This is a genomic window from Alteromonas macleodii ATCC 27126, assembly GCF_000172635.2.
GTDB classification, from domain to species: domain Bacteria; phylum Pseudomonadota; class Gammaproteobacteria; order Enterobacterales; family Alteromonadaceae; genus Alteromonas; species Alteromonas macleodii.
The window spans coordinates 2,170,590-2,191,460 of sequence record NC_018632.1 but is presented as its reverse complement, the minus strand read 5'-3'; the positions used below and the strand labels follow the sequence as shown (position 1 = coordinate 2,191,460).

15 protein-coding genes are annotated in these 20,871 nt (G+C 43.7%); 7 read left to right on the top strand and 8 right to left on the bottom strand.

All coding sequences use genetic code 11. The features are described 5' to 3' along the window. Window positions 1-37: 37 nt before the first annotated feature. Together MASE_RS09305 and MASE_RS09300 are read right to left on the bottom strand one after the other, a co-directional pair. Window positions 38-748, bottom strand: a complete 711-nt coding sequence (locus MASE_RS09305) for an endonuclease/exonuclease/phosphatase family protein (RefSeq protein ID WP_014949486.1) — start codon at window positions 746-748, stop codon at window positions 38-40. Further along, entirely contained in the window at window positions 736-2,952 is a 2,217-nt protein-coding gene (locus MASE_RS09300) for a VTT domain-containing protein (RefSeq protein WP_014949485.1), read from the bottom strand. Before MASE_RS09300 ends, MASE_RS09305 begins: the two co-directional genes overlap by 13 nt. A 253-nt stretch (window positions 2,953-3,205) precedes the next feature. Between MASE_RS09300 and MASE_RS09295 the strand changes: the two genes are divergently transcribed. Then, entirely contained in the window at window positions 3,206-4,948 is a 1,743-nt protein-coding gene (locus MASE_RS09295) for a PAS domain S-box protein (protein WP_014949484.1), read from the top strand. Between the two features lie 84 nt (window positions 4,949-5,032). Here the strand turns inward: MASE_RS09295 and MASE_RS09290 are convergent, their stop codons facing one another. Continuing rightward, complete coding sequence (locus tag MASE_RS09290; protein ID WP_014949483.1) at window positions 5,033-5,629, bottom strand: porin family protein; 597 nt, start codon at window positions 5,627-5,629, stop codon at window positions 5,033-5,035. Between the two features lie 514 nt (window positions 5,630-6,143). Here MASE_RS09290 and katG point away from each other — a divergent pair. Both katG and MASE_RS09280 read left to right on the top strand, forming a co-directional pair. Then, window positions 6,144-8,444: a catalase/peroxidase HPI gene (gene katG / locus MASE_RS09285; RefSeq protein WP_014949482.1), complete on the top strand. Its 2,301-nt coding sequence runs from the start codon at window positions 6,144-6,146 to the stop codon at window positions 8,442-8,444. A gap of 212 nt (window positions 8,445-8,656) precedes the next feature. Further along, window positions 8,657-9,142, top strand: a complete 486-nt coding sequence (locus MASE_RS09280) for a hypothetical protein (RefSeq protein WP_014949481.1) — start codon at window positions 8,657-8,659, stop codon at window positions 9,140-9,142. A gap of 48 nt (window positions 9,143-9,190) precedes the next feature. Here the strand turns inward: MASE_RS09280 and MASE_RS09275 are convergent, their stop codons facing one another. Then, window positions 9,191-10,516: a mechanosensitive ion channel family protein gene (locus MASE_RS09275; protein ID WP_014949480.1), complete on the bottom strand. Its 1,326-nt coding sequence runs from the start codon at window positions 10,514-10,516 to the stop codon at window positions 9,191-9,193. Between the two features lie 721 nt (window positions 10,517-11,237). Between MASE_RS09275 and MASE_RS09270 the strand changes: the two genes are divergently transcribed. Beyond that, on the top strand, window positions 11,238-12,689 hold the full coding sequence (locus MASE_RS09270) for a DEAD/DEAH box helicase (RefSeq protein WP_014949479.1): 1,452 nt from the start codon (window positions 11,238-11,240) through the stop codon (window positions 12,687-12,689). Between the two features lie 189 nt (window positions 12,690-12,878). Here MASE_RS09270 and MASE_RS09265 read toward each other — a convergent pair whose 3' ends face one another. The 3 genes from MASE_RS09265 to MASE_RS09255 all read right to left on the bottom strand — a co-directional run bounded on the left by MASE_RS09265 (window position 12,879) and on the right by MASE_RS09255 (window position 16,208). Beyond that, complete coding sequence (locus tag MASE_RS09265) at window positions 12,879-13,727, bottom strand: putative RNA methyltransferase (protein ID WP_014949478.1); 849 nt, start codon at window positions 13,725-13,727, stop codon at window positions 12,879-12,881. 136 nt (window positions 13,728-13,863) lie between these two features. Continuing rightward, the gene (locus MASE_RS09260) at window positions 13,864-14,994 is read right to left on the bottom strand and encodes an enoyl-CoA hydratase/isomerase family protein (protein ID WP_014949477.1); all 1,131 of its coding nucleotides are present in this window, start codon (window positions 14,992-14,994) and stop codon (window positions 13,864-13,866) included. A gap of 59 nt (window positions 14,995-15,053) precedes the next feature. After that, window positions 15,054-16,208 (bottom strand): acyl-CoA dehydrogenase family protein, encoded by a 1,155-nt coding sequence (locus tag MASE_RS09255; protein WP_014949476.1) that lies wholly within the window; start codon window positions 16,206-16,208, stop codon window positions 15,054-15,056. 259 nt (window positions 16,209-16,467) lie between these two features. Here MASE_RS09255 and MASE_RS09250 point away from each other — a divergent pair, with 259 nt between their 5' ends. Continuing rightward, the gene (locus MASE_RS09250; protein ID WP_075176671.1) at window positions 16,468-18,051 is read left to right on the top strand and encodes a response regulator; all 1,584 of its coding nucleotides are present in this window, start codon (window positions 16,468-16,470) and stop codon (window positions 18,049-18,051) included. A 145-nt stretch (window positions 18,052-18,196) separates the two neighbouring features. Here MASE_RS09250 and MASE_RS09245 read toward each other — a convergent pair whose 3' ends face one another. After that, window positions 18,197-19,072 (bottom strand): NAD(P)-dependent oxidoreductase, encoded by an 876-nt coding sequence (locus MASE_RS09245; protein WP_014949474.1) that lies wholly within the window; start codon window positions 19,070-19,072, stop codon window positions 18,197-18,199. 88 nt (window positions 19,073-19,160) lie between these two features. On the opposite strand from MASE_RS09245, the gene MASE_RS09240 reads away from it, so the two are divergent. After that, a complete protein-coding gene (locus MASE_RS09240) occupies window positions 19,161-19,646 on the top strand; it encodes a glutathione peroxidase (RefSeq protein WP_014949473.1) in 486 nt (161 codons plus the stop codon). Between the two features lie 174 nt (window positions 19,647-19,820). Further along, window positions 19,821-20,861 (top strand): 2-hydroxyacid dehydrogenase, encoded by a 1,041-nt coding sequence (locus tag MASE_RS09235; RefSeq protein WP_014949472.1) that lies wholly within the window; start codon window positions 19,821-19,823, stop codon window positions 20,859-20,861. Window positions 20,862-20,871: the final 10 nt, after the last annotated feature.

Genomic DNA, 20,871 nt, shown 5'->3' with positions numbered 1-20,871 from the left:
GAATAACGCAACCCGTTAAGTGCAAAAGATCACTGGGTTAGTCGTTCTGGGGCAGTTCAATATCAACAAGCACAGGTAAATGATCTGACAAGATTCGAGTTTTCGCATTTTTTAATTTTCTGCACGCTTTTACCTTGATGTCGTCAGACACCCATACTCTATCAAGTGCAAATACAGGAAAGTGGCTTGGAAATGTTGCCCCTACTTTTTGCTGTAATAGCAATTCATTAAGTGCTTTAAACGCTTTTGAGAAAAACTGCCACTCGTTGAAATCACCGGCTAGAACTAGAGGGATTTGCTTCTCTTTCATCTTCAAAGAAAGGTGCTCATGAAGCAAAGAAAACTGTGAGCGACGTTCTAGCTTCTTAAGTCCCTTATGGGTATTCACCACCGTAAGGGGGGTCTTCTCTGTCTTGAGCTCTACAATCTGAACATTTCTAGGCTGTCGCCCGTTTTGGCTGACATCCAGTGTATCGTGAGCTAATACGTCAAAGCGAGTGAGGATGGCGTTGCCATACCAGCCATCAGATTCCCTAATGGCTGGTGATGGAATGAGTTTAAACGTGTTTTCAGCGCAGATATCTTTAACGTCCTGTGCTGTACTTCGCTCAGAGGGACGAGTATCCATTTCTTGCAGCAGCACCACGTCGGCGCCACTGTTTGCCAAGAATTGACCTATGCGTTTGTAATCGTGCTTTTTGTCTCTGCCTATTCCGCTGTGAATGTTGTAGGTCACTATGCGGCACATTTCTCTACCTCATCTTTGTCACTATTATCACTGGCAGTATCTTGATTCCCCGACTCCTTCCGAGCTTGGTAGTAGCGGGCAAATTTTTGCGAGCCCCAAATCATAAGGCCCCATAAAACGATACCGCCAACTAAATAGCTAATGGTTTCCACAGAAGGGTTTTGCCAAATTTGTGCTATCGAATCACCCACAAGCCCTTTCGCAATCATGGGCGGGAACATGCCTAAAAATGTCCCTACTAAAAACTGGAAAATGCCAATAGATGAGATGCCCGCTACCAAATTCACCAAACTAAAGGGCGCTACAGGCAGCATTCGAATGGCCGCGACGCCAACGATACCGCTACGCTTTAGTTTTTCATCAACGGCAGCTACCTTTGGACCACCAATTTTTCTAAGCCCCGCGTTGCCTGATAGCTTGCCTATTCCAAACATGATTGCAGAGCTCATTAGTGCTCCCATGATGCCGTAGATGGGCCCCCATATAGGGCCAAAAATAGCAGCCACCGCAAGCGACAGTATAGTGACCGGGAAGAATAAAACGCCGCCGACCACATAAACCAGCAACACGGTAGGCAGAGCAAAGTAGGTTCCACGACTTTTCTCTAAAAAGGCGTTAATGCTGTCGGAACTTAACCATGGTATGGACTGGCTAGCCCAAAACATAAGCCCGCCAAGAACAGCAATGATGGCAAGACCGATCAAAATCATAATACTGCGACGTCTTGGGTTACGTGCAGGCATAGCAGCTCCATCAAAGGTTGGCACCGAAATAAGGGGTTCTTCAGGGTCAGATAACGCTCTGAACACATTCTTAACGGATTGTTCGGTAAACACCTCATCACGAACTTCGGTAAGTACGTAGCCGTGTGCTATCTGATCCTGCATTAATGCTTCAACCGGATATTCATTGTTGAATAACGCTGGCATTGCATCAATATCGCGTCCCGTGTGCTCTGCGAGTAAGTCGTTTCTCACTTGCTCAATACACGCCTGATTGTCTTTGGTGTTACCAAACAACACCGTGTCGATTTCGGTGTCTAGCGTCATTGAGCGATTACTCAAGTTTGATGACCCGATAACAAGGTATTTGTTATCAATGGTCATCACTTTGGAGTGGATGCGCTTGTATGCCTTGCGGCCTTGCATGTCTTCAATTGAAGAATAAGTCAGTTTTACTCGCTTAGGGTCAATCCCTTTTTCTAAAATTTCCTTGAATTCTATGCGGCTTGCCCAAAATGCTTCGCACTCAAACTTACCTTTTGGCTCGTAGGAACTTACGATAATGACCGAAAGATTAGGTTTCAGTTTGAGCTGCTTATTCAGCGCTTCAGCGATCTCCTGACGCGTTGTAAATTGATTCTCAATGTAGATTACAGACTCTGCTTCACCGATAAGATCAAGCAGCATATGACGTACCTCTTGAGCAGGCTCGACCTCATCCATAAATGGAATTGTTCTGGCAAGTGCACACTCTACGTCTTCAAAAAGGGGAGGATAATCTTGTGGCCAAGCATCAGGCAACGGGGCATTTTCATCAATGCGCGCGTCCTCGCGGATATCAATAGGTGAAGAGTCAGCAACACGCTGCCACCTCCATCGAACTAATTTTGAAAAGTCGGCTACTACAGGTCCACTTGATACCATTTGCACATCATGAAGAGGACCATACTCTCCATCAGGTCCATCACGCTCTTCTGAAACTACGGGATGGTCACGGGTATCCCAGCGGTTAGTAGATACATCCATTCCACCTGAGAATACGAGTTCATCATCGATAACCACAATTTTTTGGTGCTGACTTCCGCCCATCGGAATCGTGTCATCGAGCTCGGTTTGCACATTGTCTGGAGTTTTTTCTTCCCACACTTCCTTTGCCCACATTTCGCGCTGCGCGAAGAAGGCTAGCGATGAGTCCCAACGTAACAGGTAAATTTTAATGTCAGGGTTTTGCTCAGCTTTCCACTTAAGTAAATCACTTATTACGCTCGGCGCTTCACTGTTCGCTTCGTCGTCGCCTCGCAGCAAGCGAATGCGGCTATCTATATCCCATCCAACAATGAAGATACTGTGCTTAGCTTTAACGATAGAGCTGTGCAAGGCTTTATAATAGTTTCCGCAATCTATCAAAGGTGTAGAAAAGCGAGCCTTGCTCTCTACCCAACAGTTTTGACCGGGTTGAAATACACTCTTTCCTGATTGCATGTGACGTTTCCTATTTATTCATTTTTCACTATTTGTATTCTGTTGCAGAATTTGTACCTCTATAAAACGTAAGAGCGAAAAATGTAAGTAAATGATTTTTATTGATAATTAGAGTTTTTGAGCTCGTGTGTAAGATGTATCAGTTCGCAATGTGTAATATTTTCACTGTGAAACGAGTTTAATATTCACAGTTGGAAAAACAGGGAAAGATCTTCTATATAACTTAAAAAATTTAACGAGAAGGTCTAGATAAATGAAGTTTTTTTCAAAGGAAAATGCGGCGAAACAGGCGCTTGCTCAATCAATCTTGGCTGTAGTTACCATAGATGAAAAAAACAATATTACGTTTTACAACGATGCCGCTCAAAAGTTATGGGGCTATACGCCAAACGAGGTACTAGGCAAAAATATCAAACTATTGGTTCCCCACGAACACAAAGCAAATCACGACAATTATGTTAATTCTCATCGACAAACAAATGTTAATAAAATCGTTGGCAGCTCGCGAGAAGTCGAATTAGAAACAAAAAGTGGGGAGCGAATTTGGGTTCAGCTTGCTTTATCTCAGGTTATTGTTGCAGGAAAGAAGCACTACACCGCTTTCGTTCGAGACGTTACAGAAGAGCGAGAGTCTCGCGAAATAGTGGAGCAAACGTTAGAGCAAGCGTTAGATGCTGTAGTGTGTATTGATGAAAACAATAACGTAACCTTGTTCAACGCATCCGCTGAGAAGCTATGGGGATACACAAGAGATGAAGTAATTGGCCAAAATGTGAAGATGTTAGTGCCTCAGGCGATTCAAGCGAACCACGATAACTATGTCAACGCAAATAGAGAAACAGGACAAGACAAAATTGTCGGAACCAGCCGCGAAGTTAAAGTGGAGCGGAAAGACGGTAAAAGCCTGTGGGGCAGGCTGTCTTTGTCTAAAGTAAGGCTGGCTGACCGAACCCTCTACACAGCATTTATTAAAGATGTAACAGAAGAAGTAGAGCAGCGAGAGTTACAACGTATGCTTTCGCTGGTTGCCAACGAAACAGACAATGCCGTTATTATATCTGATGCAGATGGTCTCATAGAGTACGTTAATAACGGATTTTACCGGTTGACGGGGTGGGAGCTGGACGAAGTAAAAGGCAAGAAACCTGGATCATTTTTACAAGGTGAGGAAACCGATAAACGTACTGTGGATGTGATACGACAAAAAATTAAAAACCGCGAAGCATTTTATGATGAAATTCTTAACTATAGAAAGGACGGTACACCTTACTGGACTTCACTATCAATAAACCCCGTTTTCAAAGAAGAAAAACTCGTTAACTTTATCGCGGTTCAGGCTGATATTACTCGTGTTAAGCAAATGGCTTTAGATTTTACTAACAAATTAAAAGCTATAGGCAGTGCACTTGTTCTTCTTGAAATGAAGCCTAATGGTGAAGTCGTTGAGGCAAACAAACTACTACGCGACACATTGAACGGGGTAATGAGCTCTGAATCATTTGCAAATGAGGTAATGAATAGTCTTTCTGCAGAGGACAAGTCTACTCTAGAGAGCGCTGGTTTTGTTTCAAAAATTACTGAGTTTCAAATGGCTGGGCGTTATCTTGCCTTTGACGCGAGAATCAGCGCACTTAAGAACTTCAACGGGCAAGTAACACGTTATGTCTTTTTTGCCGTTAATATCACCTCTAGAAAACAAGCGGTGAACGATACTCAAGATTCTATGAAAGAGTTACTGGTTACCAGCCAGACTATAAGTAATATAGTGGGCACAATTAATTCTATTTCTGAGCAAACTAATTTGCTAGCGCTAAATGCAGCGATAGAAGCGGCACGAGCAGGTGAAATGGGAAGAGGGTTTGCGGTTGTGGCTGATGAAGTACGAACGTTAGCAGGTAACTCCCAGTCCTCATCCAATGAAATTGACAACTTAGTTAAAACGACAGTGTCAAAAATTGAGGAACTGGCGCAGCTCATCCAGAAAATAGACGGGTAGCAAAAAGTAAAAAGCCTTGGCTGTGTTGCCAAGGCTTTAGCATTCTCATTAAGTCACGTTGTTAAACGTGAGGCAACAAATGTCTTAGAAACGATACTCAACACCAATACTGGCTTGCTTAAGATCGGTTTCAAAATCGGTGTCGTCGATGTCATCAAACGCTTCGTCTGCATCAAGCTCTGTATCATAAACAGTGTACTCGGCGTTTACTAAAAAGTTACTAGTAATCGCGTAGCTTAGACCTGCGCCTACAAACAAGCTTTCGTCATCGTTATCACGTGAAACGCCAGCAAAGTTGTACTCGGTTTCTGACCAAAGTTGACCTGCTTTCGCGTAGAGAGAAAAACGCTCTGTTAATGGAAGAATACCCTTGATCGCCGCTGTGTAGCCGTCTGTTTCAGCACCTGCAAGGTCGTTACCGTAATCACCAAAATCGATGTAACCACCTTCAATTGCAATCCACTCATTGAATTTATATCCAACAAGGCCTTGCCAAACATCTTTGTCATCGTCAAAGTCATCTTCACCTTCAACGCGTAGGTAACCGTAATTACCACCTACATAAAAACCACTGTCTTTTGCTTCAATTTGATTTGATTGAGCATGCGCACCGAATGAAGCCATAGCACTGATAGAGGCAACAGCTGCAAGTCCGGTAAGTGTCTTAAGTGTGTTTTTCATAAGTTCATCCTCATTACTTCTTTAACATTCCATCGACTTCTTATCTGAAGTTAATGCGTCTTTAATTGCATCATCTCTGTATCAATTGCTGTGCCATGGTAGAAATTGCAGAATGTATTTCAATTAGATGAAAACTTTACATAAACCGACACTTTTTAGTTGGTTATTTAGCCGCTTATAGAAAGTATGGAAAAGTTTCACTCTTCAAGAAGCGAAAAAATTTCCCAATCTCTGAAAGAGATTCACAGATCTAGCTCATTTTCGGCATTACATAGTTCTACTGAGCGACAGTCGTTTACGTCATAAAGTGAACTGGGTTTTTAAAGTATTGAAATTAATCAATTTTTCATTGATTGGATTTTCTAATCAGTTGAATTCATTTTATCAACTGTAAATATTCTCTAAGCCTGTCTATCTTTTAACTGCTTATGAGGTAAACAAAATGTTAACAAATTAGTGGTGTGATTCGCACTCACGCTTTGGTAACTACAACAAACTCAGACGGGAAAAGACCATGACTATAAACAGGTTTAAAAAAACCACATTATCAGTACTTGTTGCCCTATCGCTTGGTGCAACAGGGGCTATTGCCAACGATCAAATTAGTAAGCCTGCTGGTGCTAAAGGCACGGGCACTGCTAAAGCTTTTCAAGCGAAAAATAATCAATTTTGGTGGCCTGATCAGCTCGATCTCTCTCCGTTAAGAGATCACGATAATCGCTCAAACCCACTAGGTGATGATTTCAGTTATGCAAAGGCATTCGCTAAGCTAGATCTCGACCAAGTAAAAAAAGATGTTAATGAGCTACTCACTACTTCTCAAGATTGGTGGCCGGCCGACTTCGGAAATTATGGTCCTTTCTTCATTCGACTTTCATGGCACAGTGCAGGTACCTATCGTACGCTAGATGGTCGTGGCGGTGGTGACGGTGGTCAAATGCGTTTTGATCCGCTGAACAGCTGGCCAGACAACGGAAATCTTGATAAAGCGCGTCGCTTGCTTTGGCCTATTAAGCAAAAGTACGGTGAAAGTTTATCTTGGGGCGACTTAATGATCCTTGCGGGTACCGTAGGCATGGAAAACATGGGCTTTGACACCTATGGATTTGCGGGTGGTCGTACCGACGACTGGGAACCTGACATGGTTTATTGGGGCCCAGAAGTGGAAATGCTTGCGAGCGATCGTGAAGAGCGCGACGGTAAGCTTCAGCGTCCGTTGGGGGCAACGCACATGGGCTTGATCTATGTTAACCCTGAAGGCCCTAAAGGTGTGCCTGATCCGATGGGATCTGCGAAAAATATTCGCACTGCATTTGGCCGTATGGCGATGAATGATGAAGAGACCGTTGCGCTAATAGCGGGTGGTCATACATTTGGAAAAATGCACGGCGCACACAAGCCTGCTGATTGTTTAGAAGCTGAGCCAGGCGGTGCAGGCTTAGAAGAGCAGGGACTAGGTTGGAAGAACAATTGCGGGAAAGGCAATGCAGAAGACACTGTAACGAGCGGTTTGGAAGGTGCTTGGACACAGCTACCTACTAAATGGACGAGCCTATATCTCCAAAACTTATTGGGCTTTGAGTGGAAACAAACTCGCAGTCCTGCCGGCGCTATCCAGTGGATCCCTACCGATGAATCGCTTCATAAATCAGTACCAGATGCGCACGTAGAAGGTAAGAAAAATCCTCCTGTGATGACTACCGCTGACTTGGCGCTTAAGTATGATCCAGAGTATCGAAAAATTGCCGAGCGCTTCTTAGCGGATCCCAAAGAGTATCAAACGGCATTTGCTAAAGCGTGGTTCAAGCTAACTCACCGTGATATGGGTCCTAAGGCACGTTACTTGGGTAACGATATCCCAGAAGAGAACTTCATCTGGCAAGATCCAGTGCCTAAAGCTGACTATAAAGCGATCTCTGATAAAGACGTTAAGAAACTTAAAGCTGACATCTTAGACAGTGGTTTAACCGTTCAGCAACTTGTGAAAACAGCATGGGCGGCAGCATCTAGCTTCCGAGCATCTGATTTACGCGGTGGAGCGAACGGTGCTCGTATTGCCCTTGAACCGCAAATGAATTGGGAAGCCAACGAGCCTGAAACCGTTCAAGCCGTTGTTTCTAAGCTTAAAGAGATGCAAGAAGACTACAATTCACGCATGTTTTCTAAGAAGAAAGTGTCTCTTGCTGACCTCATTGTGATTGGCGGTGCGGCAGCAATTGAAAAAGCAGCGGCAGATGCTGGCGTCAAGGTTACTGTGCCAGTGGTTCCGGGTCGAACTGATGCTACCCAAGAGCAAACAGACGTTAATTCGTTTTCATTGTTAGAGCCAACAGCCGATGCGTTTAGAAACTATTACAACGCAGAAGCTAGCTATCGTTCGCCAACCGACATGCTGGTAGACAAAGCCGATCAGCTTAATCTAACGGTACCAGAAATGACTGTTTTGCTTGGTGGTTTGCGTTCATTGGGAGCAAACACAGGTGGCACTAGCCACGGTGTATTTACTGACAAAGTAGGCACGCTTAACAACGATTTCTTCGTAACGCTTCTTGATATGGGCGTTAAGTGGAGAAAAACAGATAACCCGTCGGTATATGAAGGTGTAAACAGAACTACTGGTGAAGTTATGTATACAGGTACGCCTGTAGACCTGGTCTTTGGATCAAACAGTGAGCTGCGTGCAGTGGCCGAAGTTTATGCCTACGACAACGCGAAAAGCCGTTTTGTTAAAGACTTCGTCGACGCTTGGACCAAAGTGATGACGCTAGACCGTTTCGATTTACGTCACGATCTAAACGCCAGCTTGGGTAAATAGATGCGGTATAACTGCTATCGCGAATTAGCTTAACAACTAATTCTCAATAGACATAAAAACTAAAAGGGCGCTTCCGCGCCCTTTTTAATTGATTTCTATAAGTTATGTTATGAATTCTTAATGTGACTAAAACGCCCGCGAGACCATCGCAAACCCATCTTTAATTCGATACACTGAACCTTTATTTTTCGCTTCTACAGACAATTACCACAATGGCTAGTCTTCAACGAACGTTGGTCAATTTAGAAATGCTAAGCGACGATATTAATGCACTTCACGTCGACGCACTTAATACGCACGCCCACATTAAGCTTTTACACAATGTGTTGAATGAGCTAAAGAACGCCGAGCAATTTGTTGCCTTAGAAACAGAGGCCAGTTTCCAAAAGTCGTTATCTGGCTCACTGTTTGAGAACATATTTGAGCGAAAGCGTATGGTAGGTGTTTACATAAAGCTGGTGGGCTATGTTATTACAGCGTGGGAAGCGACCAATAAAGCGAATGCAATCATCAGTGAAAACTTCGATTCAAGTGCCGATAAGCGATTGGAGTTACTGCAGGTAAAAGCAATAAAAGCCAAATCTCAATTAAAAACCGTAGCGTCAGCGATGGGCAAAGAAGACTATGCAAAGTTTGTCCAGACGTTAGGTCTGTCTGCCCAAGAGTGGCAATGGGATACGCTTCGCGCTAGGTTTTAGCCAGCGCGAAGGTATGACTGAAAGCGCTCATGTCATGAGCGAGTTTGGCTACGGTGTGGTATTTCGAATACCAATGCCTTGTTCGTTGATAACCCTTACTTCGCGTTGAGGGAACGGTATTTCAATGTTGTGCTCGCGTAATGTTTCAAACACAGTAAGCAGCAAATCGCCACCCACGCGGTTTTTACCATCGTCCACCCCTTCCATCCAAAACTCAACGAACATGTTAACGCCAGAGTCGCCAAAGCTATCTATTTCACAGTCAGGCAGCTCTTCAAATGGAACATCATCGCCACTGATCACCTGCGGATGTTCCGATACTGCCTCTTTAATAATCTCTACCATCGCGCGGATGTCAGTTTTATAGGCGACAGAAAAGTCGATGCGGTAACGTTGTTTTTGGTTTTTGTGTGTCCAGTTTATTAGCAAGGAGCTGATAAACTTTTCGTTAGGCACCAGTACATCTTTACCGTCATATGTCTCTAATACGGCGTAGCGCATTTTAAATTCTCTGACGATACCTTTCTGCCCGTCTTCCAATTCAACGTAATCGCCTACGGTCAACGATTTATCCAATAGAATAATGATGCCCGAAATGAAGTTTGATGCGATGGACTGCAGACCTAAGCCTAAACCCACACCTACTGCACCACCAAACACGGCTAGTGCGGTAAGGTTAATTCCCATGACGTTAAGCAATAAAAGAAACACCACACAGAACAGGGCAACTTCAAACAGCTTTGCGAACACTTCTTTGGTAGAAACGTCGAGCGACTTATGGTTTCGAATAATATCTTGACCAATGGCGTTCGAGCTGCGGCCTAGCCAGAACAGCAAGCCACCAAACAACAGTACTCTTGTTACGCCATACGCTGAAATTTCAACATTGCCGACTGATATTGCCATTGACTCCAATGCGGAAGTTATCAGCGGAAGCACGCCAACTAAGTGTAAAAATAGGATAGGTAAACCCACCCATCGCATAAACGCTGCAATGGTGTTGTTTTCGACAAAACCAGTAATCAAGGAATTAACAAACAGCATTAGTGCTACAACAACGGCTATTTCCAATAGCCATGCATCAAACTGAAATTGCGCCCCCAACACGGTAGTAAGCTTTAGCATACTGATGGTGATAAGCGGGAATAGTGCCTCACCCAGATTGTATAAAAAGCCGTGCATAGTATGTGCGCCTTGCTGTGGCTTTTCTCGGGTAAACTTAAATGGCTTTTTTACTTGTCGTGCAAGCAAAAATGCAACGCAATAAATAACTGCGATTGTTGTAAGCTGGATAACAAAGCTATCAGACATCACCGATGCTTTAACTAAAGCCAACTTTTCCTCAAAGTGCTGGGTTAAACTATCAACATTCATGTTTTCTACTTCACTTGTTTACCACACTGCAGCAGCGTGGATGTAATTTGAGCGTGGAATAACTGCGCGCTTTTTATCTGTTATAACAAATATGGTAAAGCTTTTTTTATCTATCCAACAGAAATTGGCTATCAAGTTGTCTTTAATTTCAAAGGTTTTGAGGTGTTTTTACGTAGAAGAGCCCTGTTTAACTTGTTTTTTAACGCACACTTTTAAAAGCTAAATGTCTTAAGGTGTTGATAAATATAATTAAACTCTGTTACTTGAAAAGTTTACGTTTCTAGGTCGCAAAATTCGTATTAAATAGATATTTATCGTTTTGATAAAAATATAAATATAACAATATCTCTCCTAAAAATGAGGGAAGACAGTACGGTTTAAGACCATTCCCTTAGTGCGAAAAGCCGATGAAACTTCCCTTGCTGTTATGCTATGTAAATTGGAACTTATTAAGTGAAACGTCAGACAGGCTTAACTAGGTTTTGAACAAAAAATGCGCTGGTGGCTTTCGGCTTTTAGTGGTAGACTCCGCGCGCAATTTGTAAGAGTAAACACCTACGTTCTTTTCTTGATGTCAAACACCAATAAGCCAAGTTGGCAATGGCGTATCTCTTTAGGTTTTCCCAGTAATCTATAACCCCCACGGTTAGCAATAAAGCACTAACGCTTATACCTTTGCGGTATGCAATTTTTTATAAATACCTATGACAGGAGTTTATTAATGTCATTTACCCAATTAGGGCTCGCTGAACCCTTGTTAAAAGCTATTGAAAAACGAGGATTTAGTACACCATCACCAATCCAGGAAAAGGCAATACCAGAAGTATTGCAAGGAAAGGATGTGTTGGCAGCTGCGCAAACGGGAACAGGGAAAACTGCAGGATTTGGACTTCCTATTTTACAGAGATTGATGGAAGGACAACCTGTATCTGGCAACAATGTTCGGGCACTTATCTTAACACCCACGCGAGAACTTGCTGCTCAGGTAGAAGAAAGCATCAGAGCGTTCAGCGAGTTTTTGCCGTTAAAAACTGCCGTGGTATTTGGTGGTGTAGGGATTAATCCTCAAATGATGAAGCTGCGTAAAGGTGTGGATGTGTTAATTGCTACGCCTGGACGATTACTTGACCTCTACCAGCAAAACGCTGTTAAGTTTTCTCAGCTTGAAGTGTTGGTATTGGATGAAGCCGACAGAATGCTTGATATGGGCTTTATTCACGACATTAGGAGAGTATTGAAGCTATTGCCACAAGAGCGTCAAAGCTTACTGTTTTCAGCCACGTTTTCTGATGAAATCACTGCACTGGCGAAAACAATAACGCGCAACCCTGTGAGTATTTCAACCGCGCCAGCCAATACCACGGTAGAAGCGGTTCAACAGCACTTAGTGACCATTGATAAATCTAAAAAGACGACCGCGCTTATTTGTCTGATCAAACAGCAAAAGTGGGAGCAGGTGTTAGTGTTTAGCCGCACGAAACACGGTGCTAACCGTATTGCAGAAAAGCTAACTCGGTCAAAAATTCCAAGTGCCGCGATTCACGGTAATAAAAGCCAAGGAGCGAGAACTAAAGCGCTTGCTGACTTTAAAAATGGCGCAATTAAAGTGCTGGTAGCCACCGATATTGCAGCACGCGGCATCGACATTAGTGAATTGCCTATCGTTGTAAACCTAGACTTACCCAATACGGCTGCTGATTATGTTCACCGAATTGGTCGTACAGGGCGCGCAGGCGCTAGTGGACAGGCTTGGTCATTTGTATGTGCTGAAGAACTGCAAAACCTGAAAGATATTGAGACACTGATTCAAAAACTGCTTCCTCGTGAAACGTTGGAAGGTTTCGAGCCTCAGCAAGCCGTGCCTGTTACCACGCTTTCTAAGCCTAAAAAGCCCAAGAAGCCGAAAAAGCCGAAAGCACCACAAGGTGAGAGCGGCAGCGAAGGTAAACGAAGTGGCGAGAATAAAAAGTCGGGTCAACGTCAAGGCAACCGTAGCGGAAATGGTAATCCGCGCGCAGGTAAATCGGATTCGCGCAACAATAGCGGTGGAAAGCCTGCAGGTCGAAGACGCTCAGGAAGTGAAGGAAGTGCCGCTAAACGACCAGCTAAGCGCAGAAGTAATCCGTCAAATAGCACCACTAATAATACGGCGTCAAACAGGGCAAAAGCGTAAACAGTTGAACTGCGCTTCATAAAACCGAGTTTATTAAAAAAGGGCCGTTGGAAAGGCCCTTTTTAATGTCCGTACTCTTTGTTGCGTCACCTTTATGTAGAACCACTATACCTGCGTTAACACGGCGCGATTACGAACATTTTAACTCTCGCTGAGTGGGTAATGATCTATGCGGACTGGTATTAGATATTACTGTGGTGTTTTTTGCCATAGCTGAATATGGAAGTCTGCAGTTACGCTTTTCAACGTTTCAACAATCTCATCGATTTTGCCGTTTGGCAGTTTCCAGTAAAACGGCGTCATTCTGATAAGTGCCAGCGCATGTTCTTCGCTTTCGAAATGGATAGGAAAGGAAAAACATTCATTGTAAACCCGTGTAAGCCCATCTCGTTCTTGGTTGTCGATTTCATGCTGTCTTGGATTGTCGTACACCTGCTGTTTAAGCTCAAACAGGTGTTCAGGCGCAGGATCGACCGTCACTAAAAGGCCATTGTTTTTAAGAGCCCTCACATATTCTTCATTACTCCCAGGTGCGAAAACCTGAATCATCACATCTTGCGAGTTACCGCTTAGGGGTAAATCGAAACTGCTAGCAACAACGAACTGTGCTTGTTTGTACGCTTTAGCTGCCAGCTCTACTGCGATTTTGGCGATATCGCTACCTGCTCCTTCAACCTTTAAACCACTCGCTGAAAGTCCTTGTACCATCGCATCCAAGTAACTCCCCTCACCACAACCCGCGTCATAAACCTTTATGGCATTCTTTGATGCTTCTTCATTGGTTGCCGTTTCATTTAGTACCTTTTCCACCAGCGTCACTAATTTATCTTTCAACGGCTTATAGGCATTTAATTGATGGAATTCCCTTCTGGCTCTCACCATTGCTTTGTCGTCACCCGGAAGTTTCGATTTTTTAAATTGAACAGGCAAAAGGTTAACGTAACCAGATTTCGCTTTATCGAAGGTATGGTTGTTTTCGCAGCGAATAGGCGTTGTATGTAATGATATAGGGAGTTTACAAAGTGGGCAGTGCCACATGACAGGTTCTTTTTACTGAGAATTTGCCGTAAAGGATATCAAACCCGACACCTTTACGGCAATAAGCGTAACAACATCACACGCCGAGTTAACACTAATACTGGGCGCTTTCGTGCTTTTTTGGAGAACTTTTACACTACAGCTTTGCCAATGGATGTTGCTCTTCAGCCCATGGAGAAGTGAAGAAATGTGCTATTGCGCTTTGCGGCACTTCATCTACTGTTTTGTATTTCCACTGTGGTGACATGTCTTTATCAATCAAAAGCGCTCTTACACCCTCTTGGAACTCACCACTTTCTCCACATCGACAGGACATATCAGCTTCCATTCTAAAACAGTCAGCCAACGTCATATTCGCACCTTTCTTACATTGCTCGAACACCAAATGCATAGTGATAGGAGAACCTTTGGCTAGAGTGCTTTGCGCTCTTTGTAACCACTTATTCTCACTCATGTCTGCGTTAAGAATGGCATGAACTACGTCGGTAACATTGTCAGCCGAACACAAGTCATTAATAAGTGCCATATTCGGCTCAACGTTGCCATTGGGAAGTTCTTCAGGCGTTTTCATTGTGTCGATAATGTGCGAAACACTAGAAGCCAAACTTTCGCTGTCGGTCTTTTCCCACGTGTATTCTACAAGGGTATTAAGCAAAGTGTCTTTTTCGGTACTCGCCAGCAAACTGTCTGCAAGCCCTACAAAGCAAGCATCGGAGCCATTCATTTGGCCGCCTGTTAGACCTAGGAAGAGACCTGCTTTACCTGGTAAGCGAGGTAGAAAATAGCTTCCGCCTACGTCCGGGTACAAACCTATCGTAATTTCCGGCATAGCAAGACGAGAGGTTTCGGTTACTATTCGATGGCTTGCACCGCATAGAAGCCCCATGCCACCGCCCATAACAATACCACTGCCCCATACAACAATAGGCTTATTGTAATTGTGAATAGTATAATCTAGCGTGTACTCAGTTTCGAAAAATGTTTCTAAGAAAGCTGGAATTTGCCCATTAGCTTCCACCATCGATTTGTACATAGACACTATGTCACCACCGGCGCAAAATGCCTTCTCGCCAGCAGCATCGATCACAACAGCTACGATATCGTTGCGAGACTGCCATCGCTGAAGCGCGTCAAGCATGATGCCAGCCATTTCCAAATCCAATGCATTTAATGCCTTTGGCTTGTTAAGCGTTAAACGGCCTATTGTGTAGTCGTTGCTAGACGTCTTGATTTCATCAACAATGACTACCGATTCCACATCTGTCATTTTCACTCCTTCCCATAGTCCATTAAATCGTGCCCGAATTAGTTCGATAGCGAAGTGTACTACAGTACACTTCTCTCATCTGACAGCAAACGTCTACCAATGATAACGCGCATAATTTCATTGGTGCCTTCCAATATTTGATGTACGCGAACATCTCTGAAGTGACGCTCCAACGGATATTCTTTGATATAACCGTACCCGCCGTGTAGCTGAAGGGCATCGTTACATACATTGAAGCCAACATCTGTCGCGAACCTTTTCGCCATAGCGCAATAGGTGGTTTTGTCTGGGTCGTTATTATCCAGCTTACAAGCCGCCATACGTACCATTTGTCTCGCTGCAACAAGTTCAGTAGCCATATCAGCTAATTTAAACTGTAATGCCTGGAAACCTGCAATAGGTTTACCAAACTGCTCACGTTCATTCATGTAGTCACGCGCAACGTTTAGCGCCTGCTGTGCAGTTCCTACCGAGCAAGTTGCAATATTAATTCGGCCGCCATCAAGCCCTTGCATGGCCATTTTAAAGCCTTGTCCTTCCTCGCCAAGTAACCAACTAGCATCTAATTTCACGTTATCGAACGTGATCATACGAGTGGGCTGTGCATTCCACCCCATTTTTTCTTCGGCTTTACCGTACTCAATCCCGTCGGTATTAGCCGGAACCGCGAATGCAGATACGCCCTTAGGACCATCTTCCCCTGTACGCGCCATTACAACAAGAACATCCGTACTGCCAGCACCAGAGATAAACACCTTAGACCCGTTAAGGACATACCCACCGTCAGCTTTCGTCGCCTTTGTTTTTAGCGACGCTGCATCAGAACCAGCGCCAGGCTCGGTTAGGCAATATGATGCAAGTTTGTCACCGGTTACCAGTTGGTCACACCACATATCTTTAACTTCACTGGTGCCCCAAGTGGCAATCATCCACGTTGCCATGTTATGTATGGTTAACATAGCTGTAGTCGTGGTACATCCCATTGAAAGCTGCTCGAAGATTATGGAGGAATCGAGCCTAGATAAACCCAGCCCACCTGCGCTTTCAGGCGCATACAATCCACAGAAGCCTAATTCACCCGCTTTCTTTATTGTTTCTACTGGGAAGTGATGTTCTCTATCCCACATAGCGGCGTTAGGTGCTAGCTCTTGCTGAGCGAATTGACGGGCGGTGTCTTCAAAGGCTAACTGGTCATCGGTTAATTCAAAATTCATTAGGCATACCCTCAATTGATTTGCTTTTGGACTACAATAACCAATACTTACCCCTTACGTAAACGTAAAGGTAAATTATTATTTAAAAACATTGAGGGTTAACGTAAATATTTTGTGACGAGAAATGCTATTTCTCTATAGATTCCAGCACGAAGCAAAAAAAAGTTATCCTTTTTAATAATGCACTTTTATCTCGCCGCTGATAAGCTAGGTTGATGTAAGTAAACCTTGTTTGGTCGCCGTGGAATTCAGAATAGCTATAGTAGAAGACAATGCTACTGCTCGGACTGCGCTTCGAGGACATTTAATGTCAATTGCTAACTTATCGGTAAGTAGCTTTGCGTCTGGTGTAGAACTGAAAGCGGCACTTAAAAAGCAAAACTTTGAACTCCTGTTAATGGACTATCACCTAGGTCAAGGCAAAACAGGCGTCGAATGGATCCAGAGTTTAAGAGAGGCAGGCTTCATAAGACCTAGCACAGGCATTATTTTCTTAACGTCTGATCGCTCACCGCAAATTATTGGCCGTATAATGGATTTACAGCCTGACGTTTTGCTTATTAAGCCATACACCATTGCTTCACTAACCCGCCAAATTAACCATTACTTAAGTTATCGAGACTTTGTTAAAAACGTATTGCACGCGCTGGATAACAAACAACTTGACCGAGCAATTAGTGTCGTTAGAGCTAAGATCACCGAAGGCATTCCTCCTCGGCTTGTTGCTGAAATTAGAAAGCTTTATGCACGTCTTCTTTTCGAGAATGGTGATTTACAACGAGCGTTGAGTATTTATGACGACGTGTTAACCCGCTCTGACAAAGTCCTTTGGGCACAATGGGGAAAAGTAAAGTGCCAGTACGCTTCGGGTCAATGGCCACATTGCAAAAGCCATTTGAGCCAAATGGTTAACTCTAGCTTGGCTCGCGACAAGGCATTTGAATGGCTTGCATCCATATCATTTGAACAAGACTCCTACGATCAAGTAGAAAAATACTTAAATGAAATTAAGTTTAGTGAATTAAGCCTACCGGCTGCAAAGTTAAAAACCATTGCGTATCAAAAGCAGGACAAGGTTGTAGAAGCCATCGATCTCTTACAGAAGAAACGGGCTATGCATCGCAGTGCAAAAGATAGGTTCAATGACTTTACGTTTGAGCTCGCTGAGTTCTATTTGTTTCTTGCAGAAGAGTCGCCTGAAACCAATAGAAAAGAAAGCTTGTCTCAGGCTAGAAAATTAGTAGGCATTGCCGGAAGAAGTCAGGGCGACCCGCAGACTTTACAAAAAAGAGACTACCTTCTGGCTTTCTCGGCTGTGCTGGACGGCGACTTAGAAAAAGCGGCACATTTGCTTGAAAGCGACTACGTCGACAACTACCTTCGCACTGAGCCGTCTATCCTCGTTATTGCTGCAAAAGTACATCACGGTCTTGGAGACGAACGCAAAGCTGGTGAGTTACTCTTGATGGCTAAGCGCAAAAACGCGGAGTTACAAGCTATTTCAGAACAGGTTATGAATGACGAACTGATTTTTTCGGGTGGAGAAAGGTTAGGTTTAAATCACGAACAGGCCATTTCTATAAACGAGGCCGGCACACAACTCTTTATCGAAGGCTTATTCAACAAGGCAATGAGGCATTTTTATGATGCTTTCCAACTCTCCCCCGATACCGCAGCGTTTGGCTTAAACCTTCTTCAGTGCATGATTGAGTCAGACACAGGTGTTTACCGAAAATTTAACGTCAGACAGCTACTCGACAAAATAATGTCACTCCCCTTGAATGACGTTAACAAGGCCCGTTTGGAACAGCTTACGCTATCTGCTCAAGAACAGGCGCTGTAATGTTTAATTAGCAAATGACTAAAGCAACATCCATAACCTGCGTTATGGATAACAACGCACCGCTTCCAGAACGCCACTGTTTTTCGCTGTTTAGTACATCTTATTGTAAACCAGCGGGCCTTTTATTCTTGTTAGTCTGTTAGCGTTATTTTAGTCGGGTAAGCAAACTCGATGTATCCCAACGGCCGCCACCAAGCTTTTGAACATCTGCATAATATTGATCAACAAGTGCCGTAAGCGCCAAAGTCGAACCGTTCTTACGCGCTTCATCCAATGCAATGCTTAAGTCTTTACGCATCCAATCAACAGCAAAACCAAAATCAAAGCTGTTATTTAGCATAGTGCTGGCTCTGTTTTCCATCTGCCACGACTGAGCTGCGCCTTTGCTAATAACATCGACAACCGCATTACAATCAAGCCCAGCACGCTGGCCAAAATGTAGTGCTTCAGCCAAGCCTTGTACGATGCCGGCAATACAAATCTGATTCATTATTTTTGCTAGTTGACCGCTGCCACTCTTACCAAGTAGCTGACTATGCCGTGCATAATGTGCCATTACCGGCTCAACCGTGCTGTATACGTCTTCATCGCCGCCCACCATAATGGTCAGCTGCCCGTTCTCAGCCCCAGCCTGGCCACCAGAAACCGGTGCATCCAAGAAGCCAACTTGCTTATCTTGGCAGCTTTTATATAGTTCTCTGGCAATATCTGCTGATGCAGTCGTATGATCGACCAATACACTACCCGTCTTCATCACTGCTAACGCCTGTGTGCCCACATCTCTTACATCATTGTCGTTACCCACACACATAAATACGATGTCTGCGCCTTCACACGCCTGCGCAACGGTATTGCTAGCACTGACTTTAGCGTCGCCAGTGTTATAGGTTGTTAGCCAATCCTGCGCCTTTTGAGAGGTACGATTATAAACAGTGACCGAATAGCCAGCTTTGCTCAAGTGCCCAGCCATAGGATAGCCCATTACACCCAAGCCCAAAAAACTCACTTTCAAATTACTCATACAAAATATACTCTAGATACTTAACAAAGATGGTTGGATTACCTAAGAGTAACAGACTTAACAACAACAAAAATATAGGAAAATAATTTTGGCGCTCTATGAACACGCTATTACGTTGAACAACGGTGAACAAACTACCCTTGAACAATACAAGGGTAAGGTATTACTTATTGTTAATACGGCAAGCAAATGTGGCTTTACTCCTCAATACGAAGGACTAGAGTCGCTCTATAAAAAGTACAACGATAAGGGCTTTGAAATTTTAGGGTTTCCCTGCGATCAGTTCGGACATCAAGAGCCAGGTAGCGACGAAGATATTGCGCAATTTTGTAGCCTTAATTTTGGCGTTTCATTCCCATTATTTAAGAAAACAAATGTAAATGGTCCAGATGCCAATCCGCTCTTTGATGAATTGAAAAACGAAGCCCCCGGTCTTCTTGGCACAAAACGTATAAAATGGAACTTCACTAAGTTCTTAGTTAATGCTCAAGGCAAGGTGCTAAAACGTTATGCGCCTACTGTAAAACCAGAAGCCATTGAAAAAGACATCGCTAAGCTTTTATCAGCGAATTAGTACGCTTTGCAGTTTAGATAGCCGCCGACATGGCGGCAGTGAACGAGCGTTTTGAAATATACCTAATGCGTTAGTGCTCAATACATCCCGCTAGATTTATTGACCTACATCTATGTAGTTTGAATGTGAATGTGGTAATTTTTTGCCGTCAAAGTGACTTAACTGGGTACTAAAATGAATACCTCTGCACGTAAAAAAGCGCACGATAACCTCAGCGACCAACAACACAAAAACATCGCTTTTTTTAGTACTCGCTCTTATGAACACGCTCTGTTTTCTGAATTGCTGGAAACATTAAACGGTGCTAGTGACAAAACCATCAATGCCACATTTTTTGAACACCCACTGAACGCTTCAACCGCTGCGAGTTGCAGTGGATTCAGCGATGTTGTTGTGTTTGTAAATGACGACATTAATAGGAAAACCATTGAAGCTCTAAAACTCTGTGGCGTTAAACATATCGCGCTTCGCTGCGCTGGCTTCAACAATGTTGATGTGGATGCAGCAGCAAAGGCAGGTATCACTGTAAGCCGCGTACCCGCTTATAGCCCTGAAACCGTAGCTGAACATACAATTGCGCTAATCCTTACGTTGAACCGAAAAACACATAAAGCATACAACCGAGTACGCGAAGGCAACTTCAATCTTGGAGGATTGATGGGCTTTACGCTTCACGGTAAAACCGTAGGGGTAATTGGCACAGGAAAGATTGGACAAGCGGTTATACGCATACTATTGGGATTTGGATGCCATGTGCTTTGCTTCGATCCGCATCCAAACAATGATGTAACCACAATGGGAGCCCATTATGTAACGCTCAATGAACTACTTGAAAAAAGCGTTATTGTTACCCTGCACTGCCCGCTCAACGAACAGAGTCATCATATAATCAATGCGAAGAGTATTGATAAAATGCCTCAAGGCGTCATGCTAATTAATACGTCAAGAGGCGGGCTTGTCGATGACAATGCCATCATTAAAGGGCTTAAGTCGAAAAAAATTGGATATTTAGGGCTAGATGTCTACGAAAGAGAATCCGAACTGTTTTTTAACGATCATTCGCAAGACATAATTCAGGATGATATTTTTCAGCGCTTAACTACGTTTCCGAACGTTTTAATAACGGGCCACCAAGGGTTCTTCACGCTCGAAGCCTTAGAGGAAATCGCAAAAATCACGGTCAATAATATTATGACGGGTGAGAACGCGCTCTAAGGCGCCACTA